20 protein-coding genes are annotated in these 18,131 nt (G+C 64.4%); 9 read left to right on the top strand and 11 right to left on the bottom strand.

All coding sequences use genetic code 11. From position 1 onward, the window contains the following. The first annotated feature begins 20 nt into the window (after positions 1 to 20). Entirely contained in the window at positions 21 to 2,276 is a 2,256-nt protein-coding gene (gene priA / locus CB0205_RS0109030) for a primosomal protein N' (RefSeq protein WP_010316691.1), read from the top strand. Here priA and CB0205_RS0109025 read toward each other — a convergent pair. From CB0205_RS0109025 to CB0205_RS0109015, 3 genes are read right to left on the bottom strand one after another with little or no spacing between them, the layout of a single operon-like run. Then, positions 2,273 to 3,418 carry a DUF3153 domain-containing protein gene (locus tag CB0205_RS0109025; protein WP_071777981.1) on the bottom strand — a complete coding sequence of 382 codons (1,146 nt, stop codon included), beginning with the start codon at positions 3,416 to 3,418 and terminating at the stop codon, positions 2,273 to 2,275. The genes priA and CB0205_RS0109025 overlap by 4 nt on opposite strands. 6 nt (positions 3,419 to 3,424) lie before the next feature. Beyond that, entirely contained in the window at positions 3,425 to 4,309 is an 885-nt protein-coding gene (gene argB, locus CB0205_RS0109020; protein WP_010316686.1) for an acetylglutamate kinase, read from the bottom strand. A 44-nt stretch (positions 4,310 to 4,353) separates the two neighbouring features. Continuing rightward, positions 4,354 to 4,896 carry a DUF2854 domain-containing protein gene (locus tag CB0205_RS0109015; protein WP_010316684.1) on the bottom strand — a complete coding sequence of 181 codons (543 nt, stop codon included), beginning with the start codon at positions 4,894 to 4,896 and terminating at the stop codon, positions 4,354 to 4,356. Here CB0205_RS0109015 and CB0205_RS0109010 point away from each other — a divergent pair. Next, positions 4,895 to 5,116 carry a hypothetical protein gene (locus CB0205_RS0109010; RefSeq protein ID WP_010316682.1) on the top strand — a complete coding sequence of 74 codons (222 nt, stop codon included), beginning with the start codon at positions 4,895 to 4,897 and terminating at the stop codon, positions 5,114 to 5,116. The genes CB0205_RS0109015 and CB0205_RS0109010 overlap by 2 nt on opposite strands. A 4-nt stretch (positions 5,117 to 5,120) precedes the next feature. Here the strand turns inward: CB0205_RS0109010 and CB0205_RS0109005 are convergent, their stop codons facing one another. Continuing rightward, positions 5,121 to 5,603 carry a single-stranded DNA-binding protein gene (locus tag CB0205_RS0109005; protein WP_029626267.1) on the bottom strand — a complete coding sequence of 161 codons (483 nt, stop codon included), beginning with the start codon at positions 5,601 to 5,603 and terminating at the stop codon, positions 5,121 to 5,123. An 11-nt stretch (positions 5,604 to 5,614) separates the two neighbouring features. Here CB0205_RS0109005 and CB0205_RS0109000 point away from each other — a divergent pair, with 11 nt between their 5' ends. Beyond that, positions 5,615 to 6,457, top strand: a complete 843-nt coding sequence (locus CB0205_RS0109000) for a precorrin-6A/cobalt-precorrin-6A reductase (protein WP_010316680.1) — start codon at positions 5,615 to 5,617, stop codon at positions 6,455 to 6,457. Continuing rightward, a complete protein-coding gene (gene cutA, locus CB0205_RS0108995; RefSeq protein WP_010316679.1) occupies positions 6,454 to 6,774 on the top strand; it encodes a divalent-cation tolerance protein CutA in 321 nt (106 codons plus the stop codon). The genes CB0205_RS0109000 and cutA overlap by 4 nt, the downstream gene beginning before the upstream one ends. Here cutA and CB0205_RS0108990 read toward each other — a convergent pair. From CB0205_RS0108990 to CB0205_RS0108975, 4 genes are all read right to left on the bottom strand, one after another. Next, positions 6,767 to 7,762, bottom strand: coding sequence for an adenosine kinase (locus tag CB0205_RS0108990; protein WP_010316678.1), 996 nt, complete (start codon positions 7,760 to 7,762; stop codon positions 6,767 to 6,769). The genes cutA and CB0205_RS0108990 overlap by 8 nt on opposite strands. A gap of 5 nt (positions 7,763 to 7,767) precedes the next feature. Next, complete coding sequence (locus CB0205_RS0108985; RefSeq protein ID WP_010316677.1) at positions 7,768 to 9,081, bottom strand: adenylosuccinate synthase; 1,314 nt, start codon at positions 9,079 to 9,081, stop codon at positions 7,768 to 7,770. 146 nt (positions 9,082 to 9,227) lie between these two features. Then, a complete protein-coding gene (gene psb27, locus CB0205_RS0108980) occupies positions 9,228 to 9,638 on the bottom strand; it encodes a photosystem II protein Psb27 (protein ID WP_010316676.1) in 411 nt (136 codons plus the stop codon). Positions 9,639 to 9,666: 28 nt separating this feature from the next. Then, positions 9,667 to 11,493 (bottom strand): proline--tRNA ligase, encoded by a 1,827-nt coding sequence (locus tag CB0205_RS0108975; protein WP_029626265.1) that lies wholly within the window; start codon positions 11,491 to 11,493, stop codon positions 9,667 to 9,669. A gap of 240 nt (positions 11,494 to 11,733) precedes the next feature. Between CB0205_RS0108975 and CB0205_RS0108970 the strand changes: the two genes are divergently transcribed. After that, the gene (locus CB0205_RS0108970) at positions 11,734 to 12,180 is read left to right on the top strand and encodes a hypothetical protein (protein ID WP_010316672.1); all 447 of its coding nucleotides are present in this window, start codon (positions 11,734 to 11,736) and stop codon (positions 12,178 to 12,180) included. 358 nt (positions 12,181 to 12,538) lie between these two features. Beyond that, the gene (locus CB0205_RS0108965) at positions 12,539 to 13,054 is read left to right on the top strand and encodes an inorganic diphosphatase (protein WP_010316670.1); all 516 of its coding nucleotides are present in this window, start codon (positions 12,539 to 12,541) and stop codon (positions 13,052 to 13,054) included. Here CB0205_RS0108965 and CB0205_RS0108960 read toward each other — a convergent pair. Continuing rightward, the gene (locus tag CB0205_RS0108960) at positions 13,051 to 13,719 is read right to left on the bottom strand and encodes a class I SAM-dependent methyltransferase (protein WP_232197283.1); all 669 of its coding nucleotides are present in this window, start codon (positions 13,717 to 13,719) and stop codon (positions 13,051 to 13,053) included. The two genes, CB0205_RS0108965 and CB0205_RS0108960, sit on opposite strands and share 4 nt — an antisense overlap. Before the next feature lie 142 nt (positions 13,720 to 13,861). On the opposite strand from CB0205_RS0108960, the gene CB0205_RS0108955 reads away from it, so the two are divergent. Next, a complete protein-coding gene (locus tag CB0205_RS0108955; RefSeq protein ID WP_029626264.1) occupies positions 13,862 to 14,221 on the top strand; it encodes a 2Fe-2S iron-sulfur cluster-binding protein in 360 nt (119 codons plus the stop codon). Further along, entirely contained in the window at positions 14,218 to 14,592 is a 375-nt protein-coding gene (locus tag CB0205_RS0108950; RefSeq protein ID WP_010316664.1) for a Spx/MgsR family RNA polymerase-binding regulatory protein, read from the top strand. Before CB0205_RS0108955 ends, CB0205_RS0108950 begins: the two co-directional genes overlap by 4 nt. On the opposite strand, the gene CB0205_RS0108945 is transcribed toward CB0205_RS0108950, so the two are convergent. Further along, positions 14,558 to 16,051 (bottom strand): hypothetical protein, encoded by a 1,494-nt coding sequence (locus CB0205_RS0108945; protein ID WP_029626263.1) that lies wholly within the window; start codon positions 16,049 to 16,051, stop codon positions 14,558 to 14,560. The genes CB0205_RS0108950 and CB0205_RS0108945 overlap by 35 nt on opposite strands. 62 nt (positions 16,052 to 16,113) lie before the next feature. On the opposite strand from CB0205_RS0108945, the gene lepB reads away from it, so the two are divergent. After that, a complete protein-coding gene (gene lepB / locus CB0205_RS0108940) occupies positions 16,114 to 16,902 on the top strand; it encodes a signal peptidase I (RefSeq protein ID WP_010316659.1) in 789 nt (262 codons plus the stop codon). Here lepB and CB0205_RS0108935 read toward each other — a convergent pair. Then, entirely contained in the window at positions 16,844 to 18,127 is a 1,284-nt protein-coding gene (locus CB0205_RS0108935; RefSeq protein ID WP_029626262.1) for a dihydroorotase, read from the bottom strand. The two genes, lepB and CB0205_RS0108935, sit on opposite strands and share 59 nt — an antisense overlap. Positions 18,128 to 18,131: the final 4 nt, after the last annotated feature.

The following is an 18,131-nucleotide window of genomic DNA, read 5'->3' as shown; positions in this document are numbered from 1 at the left end:
CTCCCAAGAGCTTTGCAAGAGTGACCGGCTCCACCCCAGCAGATGGCCAGGGTTCCTGGGTCCAGGTCTGGCTTGAGGCGGGCCGTGAGGGGCAGGTGTTCACCTACAGCAACCCCAAGCAACTCCCCTGCGCCAGAGGGGATCTCGTGCAAATTCGACTCCGGGGACGGCGCCACATCGGGCTGGTGCTGGAGCTGCTGGATGAACGACCCGCGGCCTTAGCCGGCAAAGCCCTGCAACCGATCGAAACCGTCCATCAACAGGCCGCTGTTGAGCCGGACTGGCAAAGCCTGATTGAGACGGTTGCGCAACAGTGCCGAACCACCTCCTTCCGAACGCTCAAAGCGGTCCTGCCCCCTGGCTGGCTTGGGCAGCGCCCGGCCGCTGCGGCTCAACGGCCGCGGGAGCAGCTCTGGCTCGAGCTGATTCAGCCCCCCACGGAAACGGAGCGGAGCAGCTGGAGCGACGCCCAAAGCCGTCTGCTCCAGGTGCTGGAGGCCCACGGCGGCCAGTGCTGGCAAACCCAGGCCCTCGAGGCCGCTCAGGTCAGCCGCTCGGTCAGTGACACCCTGCAGCGCCGGGGAATCCTTCGACGAGAGCGGCGCCCCTTTCAGGCCGAGGAGGTGATGCGCCCAGGTGGCGACGGCAGCATCCCCAAGCAGCTCACTGAGGATCAAGCCCAAGCGCTAGCCGCCATTGAGGGGGCTCCACCAGGAAGCCAGCTCCTGCTCTGGGGGGTGACGGGGGCTGGCAAGACGGAGGTCTATCTCCAGGCCGCCGCACGCGAGCTTCAAGCGGGACGGTCCGTGTTGCTGCTGACCCCAGAGATTGGACTCATTCCCCAGCTGCTGGATCGCAGCCGAGCCCGCTTTGGTGCGGCGGTGGCGGAATACCACTCGGGTTGCAGTGACGGCGCGCGCATTCGAACCTGGCGCCACTGCCTCGATAGCCCCTCTCCGCTGCTGGTGGTGGGCACCCGTTCGGCGATCTTTATACCGCTCAATCAGCTGGGCTTGGTGGTGCTCGATGAGGAGCACGATCGCTCCTACAAACAGGACAGCCCGATGCCCTGTTATCACGCCCGAGACGTGGCCCAACTGCGGGTTCAAGCCAGCGGGGCCAAGTTGGTCCTGGGCAGTGCCACCCCAAGCCTGGAGACCTGGCGCGCCTGCCAAGGCCCCCAGGCGCAGTGCCAGTTGGTGCGACTCCCCAAGCGGATTGGCAGCAGTGTCCTGCCACCGGTCCTGGTGGTGGACATGCGGCAGGAACTGGCGGAGGGCCACCGGCGTCTGGTGAGTCGGCCGCTGATGGACCGGCTCCAGACCCTCAAAGAACGGGGGGAGCAGGCGGTCGTGCTGGTGCCCAGGCGGGGCTACAGCAGTTTTTTGAGTTGCCGCAGCTGCGGCGAAGTGGTGCAGTGTCCCCACTGCGACGTGGCCCTCACGGTGCACCGGCAACGGGAGCGCTCCTGGCTGCGCTGCCACTGGTGCGACCACCGCGCAGAAGTGGAGCGCCGCTGCGGCCATTGCGGCTCAGCGGCCTTCAAGCCCTTTGGGGCCGGAACGCAACAGGTCCTGGAGCACCTCTCGGGCGAACTGGAGGAGCTGCGGCTGCTGCGCTTCGACAGGGACACCACCCGCGGGCGCGATGGCCATCGGCAACTCCTTGAGCGGTTTGCCCGCGGGGAAGCCGATGTCTTGATCGGAACCCAGATGCTCGCCAAGGGGATGGATCTGCCGCGGGTGACCCTGGCTGCCGTGCTGGCCGCCGATGGGCTCCTGCATCGACCCGATCTGCGGGCCGCAGAGGAAAGCCTGCAGCTGCTGCTGCAATTGGCCGGCCGTGCGGGGAGAGGGGACCGTCCTGGGGAGGTCCTGGTGCAGACCTACAGCCCCGAACATCCCGTGATTCGCCATCTGGTGGATGGCCGCTATGAGGCCTTTTTGCAGGAGGAACTCCAACAGCGGCAGGCCGCATCCCTCGTACCCTTCAGCCGGGCATGCCTGCTGCGCCTCGCGGGACCATCCGCCAGTCGAACCGCGACGGCCGCCTCAAGCCTGGCGGAACACCTGCGGGCGGCGCTGACGCAACAGGGCTGGCTGCTGATCGGACCCGCACCCGCACCGGTGGCCAGGGTCGCGGGGAACAGCCGCTGGCAGCTGCTGCTGCACGGACCAGCCGGCTCTGAGCTTCCGCTGCCCATGGAGACAGAGCTGCGGGCCCTTCTGCCCCAGGACGTCAGTCTGGCGATCGACCCAGATCCGCTGGAGCTCTAGGCCGGCAGCTGGGGCAAACCAAAACCAGCGGCGATGCGCAGCCGCTGCAACAGGGCCACCAGGAGCAGCAGCAGGCTGATGGCCAGGGTACCCAGGCCCAGCTTGCTCCAGCGCCAGCAGGAGAGCTGGAGCGTATTCACCGCCCCGGGCTCAAGGCGCCAACGGACAACCTCAGGCTCGCCCTTGCCCCGGCGCATGGCGCGGGCGGGGATGGGCCCAGAGGCCTGAATCGCACGCAGCGGAAGTGGTTCGAGGGCAACGCTCAACTGCAATCCAGGCAGGGACTGGAGCGTCTCCAGATCCAGCTGGATGGCCAGCCGCTGACGCACGCCGATCAACCAGTTGCGCTCTTGAAAATCCAGTTCCGGGGGGGGGAGATCCAGGTTGGCCAATGCCGCACCCTGCTCAAGACTGTCCTGCAGCAGCCTCAAAGCCTGAGCAGCTGGCAGCACCGGCGAGGCCAGCGTCAGGCGGCCATGGTCTTGATCCACGCGCAGGGAGCGGCCGCGCAGCCCTTGCCGCCATTGGCTCTGCCAAGGAAGGGGCTGATCCGTCTGGGATTGACTGCGCTGCTCAAACTGCAGGCGTCCAGGGCCGGGGAAGCGCAGCTGGGTCTCGAGGTCAACGCACCCACCGAGCAAAGCCGTCAGCAGCAACAGAACGATCGCCACGACAGCGAAACCCAAGGGAGCCTGGGTGGGTCCAGTGGGCGGTGGTGGTGGCTCTGGGGGTCCGCGGCGGCGGCGGCGTTGACGGGCCATCGCCTTGAGCTCGCCCTCCAGGGGCTTCATCTCCCCCAGGCTCGGAAGGGTCATCGACCACTCCCTGGGCCTCACCAAGGCCGGCGCGTCAAGGATCTCCTGGAGGTCCTTGGCCTGGGCGCGCAGGGTGGTGTCGCGGCAGGCCCGAAGGCTGCGGCAGGTCGCAGCGGCGGCCTTGTGATCCCCACGCCCCAACTGGGCCGTGGCCAGCAGAAGCCGGACCTCTCCCCCAGCCCGGGTCATCGCACCGTGGGCTTGCAGCAGCGGCTCCAGCAAGCGTTCACAGGTGCCGTAGTCGCCCCTCTCCAGGGCTGAGCGGGCCGGGAGAAGCGTCGCTGGATCAAACGCCTCCGCGGGCTGGGCAGCGTTGGACTCCTCCACCGGCACCTAGAGGTTGGTTCGGCCGGTCACCATCGTGCCGATGCCCGCGTCGGTGAACACCTCCAGCAAGAGCGCATGGGGTGTTCGGCCATCGACGATGTGGGCGGCGGCGACCCCCTGGGCCAAGGCGCGAATGCAGCATTCGGTTTTCGGCGTCATCCCGCCGGCCACGACACCGCTGCTGATCAGCTCGCGGGCGCCGGAGAGACTCACGGAGCGAATCAACGAACTGGGGTCTTCCCGGTCCCGCAGGATCCCCGGGGTATCGGTCAAGAGAATCAATTTCTCCGCTTCCAGGGCTGCAGCCAACTCCCCAGCGACCGTGTCGGCATTGATGTTGTGGGCTTGGCCCTCAGCGTCGGCTGCCACCGAGGAGATGACGGGGATGTAGCCGGCATCCAGCAAGGGGAAGAGAACAGACGGGTCCACCGCAGCCACATCCCCCACCAGGCCATTGGTCCCATCGCCATAGGTGCGAGCCCGCACCAGCGGGCCATCGCTACCGGAGAGGCCCACGGCCCTGGCGCCCAGACGATTCAAGCCGTTGACGATCTGCTTGTTGACCCGGCCCACCAGGACCATCTCCACCACATCCATGGTGTCCGGGCAGGTCACCCGCAGGCCATTGCGGAATTGGGGCTCGATGTTCAGGCGCCCCAACCACTCATTGATCTCGGGCCCGCCGCCGTGCACGACCACCGGCTTCACGCCGACCGAAGCAAGCAGCACCAAGTCGCGATAGACCGCATCGCGCAGGTCTTCGCGAACCATGGCCGCACCGCCGTATTTCACGACGACGCGGCGGCCGGAAAAACGTTGGATGTAGGGGAGGGCTTCACTCAGCACCGACACCCGCAGGGCGTCAGTGCGATCAGCAGGACGTTCGCTCAAGGGAGGGACTTGTCTCGAGAAGAGGGGCCTAGATGTGCTCAGGTTTAGCCAGCAGCAGGCAACAACTCAAGGAGCACCTCACCTTTGGAGGGCTCACTCAGCTCTGCCCGCAGGCCGCGATCGAAGAATCGGCCCAGTCGGTCCTGTTTCTCCTGCCAACGCTCGAAGGGAACCGCTTCACAGCGAAACCGCATCACAACGGCATAGCGACCGTCGACGGCGCGCTCAAGCACGCTGATCAACTGAGGGGGCTCATCCTCATCCCAGAGCTTGAGGGCCTCCAGGGAGCTCTCGAGGTGAGCCTTCTGGCCATAGCGCCAACGGGTGACGTCTTTCACCAGCTTGCGGAGGGTCTTACTGGCGGCCTGCTCACGCAGGGCAACCGCATCTGGCTCTGCCTCCAGGAGCTCCGCGGGGGGCAGTTCGGAGGACTTGAGAGCCAACCCACCCAAGAGGATCGGGATGCCGTAAAAAATCGTCGGCAGGCTGAGGTTCGGATTGGAGGTGGCGTAGCCAATCCAGCCAATGACCGAGAGGGCCGCACCAGCCAAGGTGACTAGGCTGCCGGGGGAAGCGATTGCGAGCATGCAGGCATCTTCGGTCAACGGGGGGCAGGAGCCCAACCCCGCGCAGGATGCTCCCAGCACAGCGGAGCTGGTTGAACAGCTGCAACGGGACCGGCTCTGGTTGTTGCAGCAGCTGGACCAGGGACGTTGGCCAGAACTGCGCTTAGACTTGGCCGCCCTGGAGCGTGAACTGGGTCAGCTGCTGGAGCAGGCCCAAGAACGACTCAGCCCCAGCCGCTAAGCGATCAGAACGGAATCTCGTCCTCGCCCTCGGGAAGGTCAGGAACCAGGGGTGCGGTGTTCCAGGTGGGAGGCTGCTGCTGTGCGGGGGCGGCACTGCGGACAGGGGCAGGAGCCGAAGCCGGTGCAGCAGCCGGTGCAGCACCGGCAGGACGAGGGGCGGCACTGCTACCGCCACTGCCACTGCTACCGAGGGGATGCAGGCGGGAGAGCGTGAATTCAGCGCGCTTTTCCTTGGTCCCGTCCTGGCGGCTCACGGTGTTCATCCGCAGACGACCCTCGACCATCAGCCGCTGGCCAACCTGCACACGGTTCTGCAGGTCCTGAGCAAGACTTCCCCAGCCGACAACCTTGAGCTGACCCGCCGGATCATCAGGACGCAGCCCATCGAACTGAACGGCCATCTCCGCCACTGGAGTTTGGTTGTCCTGGGTGTATCGAACCTGAGGCGCCTCCAGCACCTCCACCTCCAGCAAGCAATGGTTCACAGGACCGGTCAATGGCACGGGGCCACATCCTGATGCAAGGCCTGGAATTTCACCAGGGGGATTCCTCGACCTCGGCACCTGCCGAGACGATCTGGTTGGTCTCAGGCACCGGGGATGGTCCGCCCCTGGCCCAGGCCTTGCTGCAGCAGGGCTGGAACGTTCTGGTCAGCGTGGTCAGCGCCTCCGCCACACGGGCCTATCGGTCCCACCCCAATCTGCGCTTTCAGGTGGGGAAGCTCCAGGAGGATGAGGCCGTTGATCAACTGCTGAGGACGCTCAGACCCCGCTGGGTGCTCGATGCCTCCCATCCCTTCGCCGTAGTGATCAGCGGCAGGCTGCAACGGCGCTGCCAGGCCATGAACCAACCCCTGCTGCGACTGCAACGGGAGACCCCTCGCCTGCCTGAAGGAACCCGGATCCATGGGATCCAACAGTTCGAGGATCTGCGTTCCATCGCGCTGGGGGGAGAGCGACTGCTCCTGGCCATTGGCTCGAGACACCTCCAAGCGGCCCTGCGCCAGAGCTCCGCTTCGCAGCACTTCGCGCGGATCCTCGACAACCCGGAGAGCCTGCGTCTTGCACTAGCGGCAGGCTTTGAACCGCAACAGCTGGCCTGCGTGCGGCCCGGGGCTTTGCCCGAGGGCGCCATCGAACGCGCCCTCTGCCGGCGCTGGGGGATCAGCGCCGTGCTCTGCAGGCAATCCGGGGGACTCACCCAGCAGATCTGGCAGAAGCTCAGCCAGGAGCTAGGCCTGCAGTTGATCCAGATCCGCCCCCCCGCAGAACAGCTGCCAGTAGGCCTGACACCGGAAGGAATCCTGCGTCAAGTTGGGGCAGCGCAAGCGCGGTCATGAGCCCATCGTTGATCCTGGCCCTCACCACCGAGGCCAACACAGAGACCGCCGAGGCCCTCGCCCGCGTTCTTCTGGAGACTCGTCTGGCGGCCTGCGTCGCCCTGCGACCGCAACGGGCCCTCTACTGGTGGCAGGGACAGATCGAGGACAGTGCGGAGGTCGAGCTGCTGATCAAAACCACTCGAGAGCAGCAGCAGGCCCTGGAGGCCGCCGTCCATGAGCACCACAGCTACGAAACACCCGAGTGGATCGTCTGGAGTGCAGAAGCCAGCCCTGGCTATGGAGCCTGGGCTGAAGCGGCCTGCCGCCCTAGTTGAGGTGCGTCTGGGCGAGGGCCTTCAGATCGACCTGGGAGCGGGGACCCAGCTGGGTCACCACCTGACCAGCGCAGAGCGAGGCGAGCTGACCACAGCGCTCCAGCGATTCGCCCTGGGTGTAGGCATGCAGGAAACCACCGGCATAGAGGTCACCGGCACCCGTGGTGTCCACAAGCGGGCCCAGGTTGAAGGGCTTGATGGCGATCGATGAATCGCCGCTGAGAATCACAGAACCCTGCTCGCTGCGGGTCAGGGCGGCGATGCGGCAGCGGCCGCGGACAGCCTGGGAGGCCTCATCAAAACTATTGGCCTTGTAGAGGGAGGTGATCTCCATCTCATTGGCAAAGAGAATGTCGACATGGCCGTCGACCAGCTCAAGGAAGCTGTCGCGATGGCGTTCCACGCAGAACGCATCGGAGAGGCTCAGCGCCACTTCGGCACCGTTCTCTTTCGCCACCTTGGCGGCCGCAAGAAAAGCAGCCTTGGCGTCGTCGCTATCCCAGAGATAGCCCTCGAGGTAGAGCACCTTCGCCTGGGCCACCATCTCGAGATTCAGATCGCTGGGGTCGAGGCCAACCGAGGCACCCAAGTAGGTGCACATGGTGCGCTGCGCATCCGGTGACACCAGGATCAAGCAGCGTGCGGTCGAGGCCCCAGCCGTTGCAGCGGGGGTCTCATAACGGGTCCCCACAGCACGGATGTCATGGGCAAAGATCGTGCCCAATTGGTCATCCCGCACCCGACCAATAAAGCCAGCACGCCCGCCAAGCTGGGCAATGCCAGAGAGTGTATTAGCCGCGGATCCCCCAGAGGTTTCCAAGCCAGGGCCGAGCTTGGAGTAGAGCGACTCGGCTTGGTCCTGATCAATCAGGGCCATCGTGCCTTTGGTCAGGCCAAAGCCCTCAATGACGGCATCGTCGGCCTGAACAAGCACGTCAACGATCGCGTTGCCGATCCCGACAACATCCAAGGTCTTCACTTCAGGCATGGGAGTCAGCGGCTCAGCAGGGCCCGCTTGGGACCGTGAATGGGGTCTTCGACCACGATGGTTTGGTCGCGATCAGCACCCAAGGAAACGATCGCAATCGGCACTTCCATGAGCTCAGCAAGGAAGCGGAGATAGCTCATGGCCGTCGGCGGAAGATCCTCAAGGCGGCGGCAATCAGCCGTGGAGGTCTGCCAACCCGGCAGGGTCTCAAAGATGGGCTGACAGCGAGCGAAATCCTCAGCGGAGCCGGGGAAATGCTCGATGCGCTGGCCATCGAGTTCATAGGCCACACAGACCTGGATCTCGTCGAGTTCATCGAGAACATCGAGCTTGGTGATGGCCAGGCAATCGAGACCGTTGACCTCAACGGCATAGCGGCCGATCACCCCATCAAACCAACCGCAGCGGCGGCGGCGTCCGGTGGTGGTTCCAAATTCACCACCTCGATCGCAGAGGTGGTCATTCAGGCTGCCCTCCAATTCCGTAGGGAAGGGACCTTCACCGACGCGGGTGGTGTAGGCCTTGGCCACACCGATCACGCGGTCAATCAGGGTCGGCCCGACGCCAGCACCAATGCAGGCACCACCACTGACTGGATTCGAGGAGGTGACGTAGGGGTAGGTGCCGTGATCGAGATCCAGCAGGGTTCCCTGGGCGCCCTCAAACAGGATGTTCTTTTTGGCCTTGGCCGCCTGGTGAATGGTGCGGGTGCAATCGACGACGTGGGGAGCCAAGCGCTGGCCATAGGCCACGTACTCAGCAACGACGGCGTCGAAATCCAGGGGCTCGATGCCGTAGATCTTTTGCAGGATCTCGTTCTTCTCCGCCAGCGGACCGGCCAAACGTTCCCGAAGGCGCGATTCATCCAGGATGTCGATCACCCGGATCCCGTTGCGCTGGGACTTATCGGCGTAGGTCGGGCCAATGCCACGGCCGGTGGTGCCGATGCGCTGATCACCGCGGCGCTGCTCCATCGCCTGATCCAACAGGCGGTGGTAGGGCATCGTCACGTGGGCCGTCGCGGCCAAACGCAGGTCGTCGACCGGGATGCCGTTCTCAGCGAGCATGTCCAGCTCACCGATCATGACCTTGGGGTCCACAACGGTGCCGGAGCCGATCAGGCAGACGGTTCCTGGGTAAAGAATGCCGGAGGGAATCAGGTGCAGCTTCAGCACCTTGTCGTCCACAACAATCGTGTGGCCGGCATTCACACCGCCCTGATAACGGACGACCACATCGGCCGAACGACTCAGGAGATCGGTGATCTTGCCCTTCCCCTCGTCACCCCATTGAGCACCGATGACGACAACGTTGGCCAAGGACACAGCGGCCCGCAGCCGCTTCTAAGCACAAGGATCAAGGATCTCAGATGGGGTGACCCTCCGTCAAAACAATCACGGAATTGTTTGAACCCAAAGCGGCCCGGATGGGCCGCTTTGGGTTCAAACAACGAAGTAGGAGAGGATCAGGCGCCGCGCACGACACCGGTCTCAGCTTTTTTGAGTTCCTTATTCAGGCGCTCCTTCAGGGCATCGGGGACGGGGCGATTCGGATAATTCGCGTAGTGGCCCGCCAGGGAGTTCAGGGCCGTCTGCATGGTGGTGAAGGAGGCCAAGCCATTGAATTTGGCCTGGGGGCGGTAGCGGGCCATGTAGTCATTGATCAGGGCCCGTGCCGAGGTCTCCGCCTCACTGCGGCCAGGATCATCAGCCGCAATGGCAATGGTGGCCATCAGCTGATCCGCGACGACGACCGTGTCCTCCGCGTAGTTACCGGTCAGGGGACCCGAGCTGCCAGAGCAAGCCGTCACCAGCAGGGTCAGGCCCAGGCAGACAGCCAGCAGGGCTGCTTTGATTCGACGCCAACCAGCTGCCATCGGACTCGGGATCAACTTGAGCGGGATCCTAGGGGGCCTCGGAGGCCAGAAGTCCTTGACGCTCCAGCAGGAGCTGGGGCAGCAAGGTGGCTTCCAGCTGGTCGGCCGCGAGGTCCTGTTTGGCACCAGTGGAGCGCTGAACCAACTCCACCTGGCCCTCAGCCGCGCCGCGACCGACCACGACCCGCCAGGGAATTCCCAGAAGCTCTGTGTCCTTGAACTTAACGCCAGCCCGTTCAGAGCGGTCGTCGAGCAGCACATCAACGCCGGCCGCCTGCAGCTGGTCGTAGAGACCTTCCGCCAAGTCCACCTGCTCCGTTGCTTTGACGTTGGCGATCACGACAATCACCTCATAGGGAGCGATTGCGGTGGGCCAGCAGATTCCGTTGGCGTCGTGGTGTTGCTCGACGGCGGCCTGGGCCAGCCTCGACACTCCGATGCCATAGCAGCCCATCCACAGGGGCTCCTCCTGGCCAGACTCATTGGTAAAGGTGGCGTCCAGGGCCGTGGAGTACTTCCTGCCGAGCTGGAAGATATGCCCCACCTCAATGCCACGGCTGGCTTCGAGGGTTTGGCTGGGGTCATGAATGCAGCGATCTCCGGGCTGCGCGGAGCGCAGATCGGCTGAATCAGGAGCCCCCCCGAGCGCAGCCCAGCTCACGCCCAGCCGATGGGCGTAGCGCTCATTCGCGCCGCAAATGAAGACCTCCAAGGCCGTGGCGGTGCCATCGGCAAAGCGCTCAAAGCGGGGGGCCCAAGACTTGGCACCAGAGAGCATCGAATCGCTCAAATCCGGCCCGATGTAACCAAAGGGAATCCCCGTCAGGCCTTGCTTGGCCGCCTCATCGGGCTGCAGTGCTTGCAGGTCCAAAAGGGTTCCGTGCTTAGCCGAGAGACGATGACTGACGGCATTGCTCAACTTGACCTCATTGAGCTGCTGGTCGCCCCGCAGGGAGACGAGCAACGGCTGCTGCAGACCGTCTTCAAAGCGAGCCAGCAATAGGAGCACCTTGACCACCTGCGTGGGGTGCCAACCCTGGGCCTGGCTCAGGGCCTCAATGGTGCTTTGACCAGGGGTCTCGATCCGCTCCACAGCCGAGCCGGGCGGAAGCGGCTGGGGCTCGGGTGGTAGGGAAACCGCCCGCTCTTGGTTCGCCGCGTAGCGGCCATCGCCGGCGGCCAAGATCAAATCCTCACCGGATTCAGCCGTGACCATGAATTCCTGGCTGGCCGAACCGCCGATGGCACCACTGTCGGCCTCGACGGCGACGGCCCGCAGGCCACAACGCTGAAAGATCCTGCGGTAGGCCTGGTCCATCAGGCCGTAGGTCTGCTTCAGGCAGTCCTCATTGGCGTGGAACGAATAGGCGTCCTTCATGATGAATTCGCGCCCACGCATCAGACCGAAGCGGGGACGAATCTCATCGCGAAACTTGGTCTGCACCTGATACAGGTTGACCGGGAGTTGCCGGTAGGAACGAAGCAGATCAGCGGCGAGTGCCGTGATGACCTCCTCGTGGGTCGGGCCGAGACCGAGCTCGCGACCTTGACGGTCCTCAAGGTGAAACATGATCCCCTCGCCGTCGGTGTACCCGGCCCAGCGCCCGCTGCGCTGCCAGAGCTCAGACGGCTGGAGCTGGGGCAGGAGCGTCTCCAGGGCACCCGCCGCGTTGAGTTCCTCGCGGACAACGGCTGAGACCTTCTGAAGGACGCGCCAGAGGAGGGGGAGATAGGCGTAGATGCCGCTGCCAATCCTGCGGATATAGCCGGCTCGCAGCAACAGCTTGTGGGAGGCAATTTCAGCCTCGGCGGGGTCATCCCGCAGCGTCACCAGCATCAGGCGGGAGACGCGCATGGGATCCGAGCAAGGAAAGAGGCCGGAAGCTATCACCTGCTCGAGCAGCCCTGGAGCCAGCATTTGCAGCCCCACGAACCGTTCCGTCCCACCCGCTTAAAAAAGCGCCACAAGTGAAGCGGAAATCAAGACGAAATTTCAGTTGCAGAGAGGAAAGCCTGCTAGTTTCCGCTGGATTCCTACCCGTCGCACGCACGTCTCATGAACCCCCATTCGTTCACTTCAGGAATGGGGCAAGGGATGGCCAGTGCAGCCGCTGCGATTGAAGCCAGTGCAGAAGGCGCAGCCAATAGCTCCGAACAATCCGAGAACCTGATTGGCATCGACGAAGTTCAGCGTTCGTTGAACCGCTCACGGGCCTCGGTCTACCGCTACACCAACACCGATCCGCGCAACCTCAACCCGCCTTTCAATCCCCGCAAACTCAACCCAGAGTACCGCAGCGATCAGAAAGAACCCTTGATGTTCCACCCCAATGAGGTGGCTCGCTTCGCCCGGGACGTCCTGCGCATCAAGGAAGTGACCGTTGAGGTACTGAACTCCCCTTCAACGGCAACCCAGCAACTCCTGGGTTCGATCCTCGAAGAACTGCGCACGATTCGAGAGCTTCTGGACTCCAGCAATCTCAGCCCCACCACCCTCGATAGCCGGCGGGATCAGCACGAGCAAGAACGCCCCGCGGCATAGACGCTGCACCTGACAGTCCCATCGCCGGATGTCAGGATGCACATATCTAATCTGTACTGAGGGTTTTCATTAACCCCGTCGATGGACTCAGACCCCCCTCCCCGAACCAGCGGATCCGCTCCTGCGGCTCAGGTTCCGGCCACCACGCAAGCCGCAAGCAGCAGATCCACCCCCGTGTTGAGCGAATCGAGCGAGGAACCCTTTAGTTCCAGCCCGATTTACGACTCCGCCGCTCCCCTTCTGGGCTTTGTCGTTGCCGTCTGCACCATGGTGATTCCGATCGCCAGCGTGCTGGGCAGTCGATCGGGTCCCGCTCAGGTAGCGGCTCCCCCCTCTGGCGTGATCGAGCAACCCAGCCATGGATTTGCGCAGTCTGCAGGCCTCCCCGCGGCCAGGGCTAGTGAACCTCGTGGTGGAGATTCCAGCTGGAAGCCGCAATAAATACGAGTTCAACCAAGAGGCTGGAGTGATGGCCCTCGATCGGGTGCTGCACTCCTCCGTGCGCTACCCCTTCGACTACGGCTTTATCCCCAACACCCTCGCAGAGGACGGTGCTCCTCTGGACGCGATGGTGATCATGCACGAACCCACCTTTGCCGGATGCCTGATCCAGGCCCGTCCCATCGGCATCCTCGACATGCTCGACGAGGGGGCCCATGACGGCAAGCTCCTCTGCGTTCCTGCGGCCGATCCCAACCAACGGGGCATCAACAGCATTCGACAGATCGCTCCGGTGCAGCTGGAAGAGGTGGCCGAATTCTTCCGGACCTACAAGAGCATGGAGGGCCGGGTCGTCGACATCCTGGGGTGGCTCGATGCGGACGCCGTCCCTGCGCTGATCGACGCCTGCAGCGCCGCAGCGCAACAGTCTTAACCCCGCTTCTGCAGCAAAAAGCCTTCAAAACCCAGGGCCTGAAACACCCGGGCCGGATCACCAAAACCAGCGGCGTTGACCAGGCTGGTGAGACGGGCCAGACCGATGGGATGCAAACCCTCCGAGGCCAACTGATCGCGGGTGAGATCGAGGCCACTGGCGCGCTGGAAGCGATCCCAGGCCGCATCGAGCTGCGGCTCCAACGACGTCAGGGAGCTGCGCATCAAGTCAACCAAGACCAGCTGAGCCCCGGGCTGCAGGCACTGGGCTAGGGCGCTCAGATAGGCCAGTTTGCTGCCGTCATCAGGAAGGGACTGAAGCACCAGCACCGAGAGGGCGCCGGCGTAGCCACCGGCTTCGGCGTCAGCGGCGACAAACCCCTCAACCGTGTCTTGATGCCAACGAATGGGAACCCCTTCACCCAGGCGATCGCGCGAGGCCTGGAGCATCTCGTCGCTGGGATCCAAGGCCGTCAGCCGCCAATCCGGACGCTGCGCAACCGCTTCCAGAAGCTCCGCGCCGGTGCCGCAGCCCGCCACCAGGACGGATGAACCCTCGATCTGAGCCTGGGGTGAGCTGCTGAGCAGGGCCACGGCCAGGCGAGCCAGACTGCCGTAGCCAGGAATGACTTGGCTCTGGAGACGGTCGTAACCCGCTGGATGCACCGTTTCGGCCAAAGAAAGGCCAATGCTAAGCAGCCCAATGGGACACGGCAGGACGCTGCATTTGGTGTCAGCCGAAGCAAACAACGTCAAAGAACGTCTGCGGCCAGGTAGGTTTGTCGGCGCCGAAGATCCCCGCCCGACCGTGCCCACCATCCGTTTTGAAAAGGAAGGCCAGCAGGTCGGATGCATTGAAGGGGCCAACCTTCGCAAGGCTGCCGTGGATGCAGGCGTCAATCCCTACGGCGGTCTGAACAACCTCAATAACTGTGGTGGCGTCGGCCAGTGCGGCACCTGCGTCGTCGAGGTGGTTGAGGGCATGCAGAACCTCTCCCCCCGTAGCGACGTCGAGCAGGTCTACCTGGCTGACCGTCCCGCTAACTACCGCCTGAGCTGCCGCACCAGCGTCAACGGTGATGTGACCGTTCGCACCCGGCCCCAAGGCGGCACCGGCAGCGGCTCCAACAGCCTCGTGGGCGCCATCAAGAGCCTGCTGGGCAAGTGAGCAGCAGCCGTCTTCGGCTCTTCAGTTACTCCAAATGCGGCACCTGCCGCAAAGCCCTGCAATGGCTTGACCAGCAGGGCTTTTCTGTTGGGAATGGAAATCTCGAGCTGATCGATATCACCCTCGATCCCCCGGGCATGGATGACCTGCGCCTGGCCTTCAAGAGCCTGGGGCGCAAGCGGCTGTTCAACACCAGTGGCCAGAGCTATCGCGCCCTTGGTGCCGCGGCCGTCGCTGCACTCAGCGATGACGAGGCTCTTGCTGCCTTGGCTGCTGACGGGAAGCTGATCAAGCGTCCCTTCGCGATCACTGAAGCCGGCACGGCCCTGGTGGGATTCAAGCCTGAGGAGTGGCAGGCGGCTCTGGGCTAAGCGGCACAGGCGCTGTCAGTTCATCGAGTTCCTCCATCAAGGCGCCGATGCCGGCGCGGTTGACCTGGGCCAAGTAGTTCAACTTCACCTGCTGGAGCAAGCCGCAGAGCAGCTCCTGACTGCGCTCCAGGGTGTCCCCGCGCTCCAGAGCCGCGGCCAACTCCTCCCAGAAGCGATCACCGAAGCGCTGCAGCAGTTCCGCCTGCCGGTCATCGCTCTGTGCCAAGCGATCCGCAGTTGTCCGGGAGAGCTCAACGACGGTCTCCACCATGCTGGCGGTGAGCTGACGGGCCAGGGCAGAGGGAACCACCGCCCCCCCAGGCACCTCCCGCAAACTTTGCTCGAGGGCATGGCTGAGCAGGGACTGCAGCTCTGGGGTCAGCCTGGGGGTGACCTGGCCGAGCACCATCGGTCCCCACAACTGCAGCAAACCCAGGAGGGGCTGCTCGAGCTGGGGGGGTAGCGCGCTGACACTCTGGTGGCTGCGCAGGCTCCGAATCATGCGCGGCCACTGGGGAGATCGAATCAGCGATTGGGTGCCATCCACCAATTGCAGAGCCAAAACCTCAAAGAGCTCCAACGCCAAGAGCGAGACGACACCGCGACTAATCACGGCCCGCAGCGGCTCGACATTGATCAATCCCGTCTGACTCAAACGCTCCACCACCGGCGCCAGGCGCATCCAGCGCCAAAAGGGCAGCAACAGCGGCAGATCGATCCAACGCCGCAGCAGGGCATCCCGCCAACTCAGGCCTGGGAAGCGCCGCCGCAAACGCAGCATCCGCAGCAGGATGTCGAAGGCAAAGACGCTTTGAAAGAGCAGAAGGTCGTAGCGCCAGAAGTGATCGCTGGGTCGGCCGTTCTCATCAATCGAGCGCCAATAGCTCGTGGCCACCAGCGGGAGGATCTGCTGCTGCCAGAAGCGCCGTTCCTCCTCCCAGGAGTGTTGCTGTAGCCAGCCATCCGAGAGCAGGCGCTGGGCGGACTGCTTGGCGGAGTCCAAGCCAGCACGCTGACGCAGGCGGTTCTTAATTTTCTCGAGGGTGCCGCTGTTACCTGAGGCGGCAAAGGGGTTCTCGTTGATCATCGCCTCGGTCAGTGCCACCTGTTGACGGCGCAGCTGAAGCGAATTGCTCAATGGAGCGGGTTCAAGCAGGGCCGCATCCAGTTGATCGAACTGCTGCAGATAGCCCTGGGTCTCCCGATGGGGCTCAATGCCCTTCACCGGGTCGTAGAGCGGGGTGATGTTGGGCAGAACCGTCAGCGGAACCACCAGCGGCACCTGGGGAATCGGGGTCAGATTCCGTTGCAACCAGAAGGTGCGGAAGGGGACATAGGTGATATCAAAGACCACCCAGACCAAATTGACCGTGGCCCACAGGGCAATGGTCCGATCCCAGATCAACCAGCTGCGCGCCGCGGCGGTTCGCTGAACGGACAACCAACGCGGACGAACCATCGATCAAGCGAGGGGACGGACCTAATCTTCCCTAGCCGAACCCCCAGCTGGCAGCCCCGTCCTTGTCCTCGCACGATCCAACACAAGCCGCCAGCAGCAACAGCGGAGGTTCAGACCCCGAACGCAACCCTCAACAGCCCCCCCCGGAGAGTCCCTGGGTGTTCTGGAGGGGGGTGCTGATCACCCTCGGAGTGGCCCTGGGCGTGCGCCATTATGTCCTGGAGGCCCGCTACATCCCCTCGGGTTCGATGCTGCCTGGACTACAGCTGCAGGACCGGCTGCTGGTGGAGAAACTCTCCCTGCGCCGCCGCTCACCCAAACGAGGAGAGATCGTGGTCTTCCATGCACCCCACCACTTCGATCCCGTTCTGAGCGCTGATCGCAAGGTCGGACCCTTCAGTTGCGTCCTGGCCCAGCTGCCCATTCTGAACAGCATTCCAGGGGTCGCCGATCCGGCCTGTGATGCCTACATCAAACGCGTCGTCGCCGTCTCCGGTGATCGGGTCGTCGTTAACCCGCGAGGGCAGGTCAACATCAATGGCACCTGGCTCAAGGAGCCCTACGTGCAGAACTACTGCCCCGTCGATGCCCTGGGCATGGGGCAGTGCCGGACCCTGAATGCCGTTGTCCCTCCGGGCCATGTCCTGGTGCTGGGGGACAACCGGGCGAACAGCTGGGATGGTCGTTTCTGGCCGGGTGGCGCCTTCCTTCCTGAACAGGAAATCATCGGACGGGCCTTCTGGCGCTTCTGGCCCCTCCCCACATCCGGTGCGTTAGCGAACAGCGATCCGCTTAAGGACTCCGGCGCCAAAGCAGGGGGTTCAGCCCCGTCCCCAGCACCTGCCCCTTGAGGGTTGCCTTCGCCAGGGGCTGGTTGGCAGCCAGCGGAGCGTAGGAATCCTGCTGGGCCGACCAGACCTGCTGGGGGTCAAAGAGCAACCAGCGATCCGTGCCCAGAGCCAGCTGGGGAGGAGCGAGACCAAGCAGTGAGGCGGGGCCAAAACAGAGCACCTGCCACAGCTCCTCGGGACTCCAGCCATCCTTCTGCACCAGCTCCTGCCAGAGGGCCGGCAGAACGAAGCGATGGCCGGCGACACCAGGGCGGCGCTGATCCACCGGAAGCAACTGCTCTTCAGGATCCAGCGCTTGATGGTGAACCGCCACGGCGCTGATCAGCCCCTGGCGCAGCCCATGCTTCAGCCGCTGGCGATCCAGGGCGGATCCCAGGGGCGGCTCCACACGCCACCCCTCCGCGATCGGATCCAAGCTGGCGGAGTCCACCAGCAGATGCCACCAACAGACCGTGGCGGGCGGGCGCTCGTCTGGGGCCACGGCCTCAAGCAGGTTCACCGCCTCGGCGGTGGAGAGATTCATCAGCTGCAGGCGGCGGGAGGGATAGCGCTCGGCCAGCGCCAACAGGTTGCGCAGGGGCAGGCTTTCACTGGTGGAGGGATCCATGGGCCATCCCGCCCGCAGGGCCGCGACCCCCTCTCTGACAAAGCCCTCTTGGGCCAGGCGGCGATCACGGGGCGAAAGGAGGACGGGAGCCTCGTCCATTTCCGCCAGGCTGAGGCCACGCTCAAGCAGCGGCAGAGAGGGGAGTTGGGCTCCATCCGCCAGCCCCAGGGCTCCACTGGCCAATTGATCGCCGTGGGGGGCCAGCTCCTGGCCATCCCCCGCCAGGCTGAAGCTGCCCCAGCGCAGAAGCTCGAAGCCCCCTGAGGACACCGGACCCAGGGCCTGAAGCCGCTCAGGGGAGTCGCGCCACTGGCAGGAGTCCGGCAGAACAGCGACGGTGCCATAGCCCGCCGCAATCGCGGAACGCTCCAGGGAGACCCTGGTTTCAGCCACCCCGTTCTGGGGATCGTCCAGGCAGGAATGGGGATCGACCAGGGCAGGGGCCAACAGGAGCCCCGAGGCCTCCATCTCTGGGGTGCCTTGATCCAGGCAACCCTCACCCCAGGAGACGATCCGGCCCTGCTCCAGACGCACGTCGGTGCGGCGAATCGCCTGGCCTGGTCCCTCCAACAGCTGAACCTGGCGCAGCACCAGGGCTTGGGGGAGAGACATGGACATGGTC

This window comes from Synechococcus sp. CB0205, assembly GCF_000179255.1.
Lineage (GTDB): Bacteria > Cyanobacteriota > Cyanobacteriia > PCC-6307 > Cyanobiaceae > Vulcanococcus.
Note: the sequence above shows the minus strand (reverse complement) of the source record. Positions and strands in the feature narration are given on the sequence as shown.